Annotated in this window: 2 protein-coding genes; both read right to left on the reverse strand. The window is 57.3% G+C overall.

The genetic code is table 11. The annotated features are described in order from the left end of the window. Window positions 1–274, reverse strand: a 274-nt coding sequence (locus AC1DSG_RS31465; RefSeq protein ID WP_477794338.1) for a hypothetical protein, incomplete at its 3' end; no start/stop codon positions are given. A 202-nt stretch (window positions 275–476) separates the two neighbouring features. Then, window positions 477–834: saccharopine dehydrogenase family protein (locus AC1DSG_RS31470; protein ID WP_477794339.1), on the reverse strand; the 358-nt coding region annotated here is incomplete at its 5' end.

Raw genomic sequence — 834 nt, forward strand, 5'->3', positions numbered from 1 at the left:
GGCAAAAGGCTTCAAACGCTTCATTCGCAACGCTTGACGGCCACTGCACCTGCGGGTCGCCCTGCCCGACCCAATGCATTTGTTCACCGGCGCGGTAAACCACCCACGCAGTGGTATTGGCCCAACTGCGCGCTGAGTCCAGCAACTGTTCGATCGTGTCCTCGTTGCCAACGTAAGTCATGCCGACAGTATCCGAGTTCCCTTTCAGTTGAGTTGCGACAACGTCGCAATCGTTCGATTGCCGCGGGGAGTCGGTCAATGGACGAACACTCATCAGCGCTCCCTGAGCCAAAACATGGCGATACTCACTTACTGATTGCAGGCTATGTGCCGGTGAGCTTCCCGTTTATAGAGAATACGAATTTTTTTCAATAGTTTTGTTCGTATTACCAGATCGCACCAACAAAAACGCCGCTCAAAGAGCGGCGTTTTTGCGTTTGGAGCGGCAAACGGGATTCACCTGGATTGTTGGCGCCTCAGGCGTTGCCATTCCAGGGGCGATCACCCTTCTCGTCTTTGATGCGGGTCGGCAGGCCCATCACATCCAGTGCCTTGAGGAACGGCTCAGCCGGCAACTCTTCGACGTTGGCCATGCGCTGCACGTCCCATTCGCCACGGGCGACCAGCAGAGCGGCCGCCACGGGTGGCACACCAGCGGTATAGGAAATGCCCTGGCTGTCGGTTTCTGCGTAGGCGTCTTCATGATCGGCGACGTTGTAGATAAACACCTCGCGCGGCTGTCCATCCTTGGTGCCCTTGACCAGATCGCCAATGCAGGTCTTGCCGGTGTAGCCAGGCGCCAGAGAGCTCGGATCAGGAAGCACGGCCTTGACC

The organism is Pseudomonas sp. P5_A12, assembly GCF_056400685.1.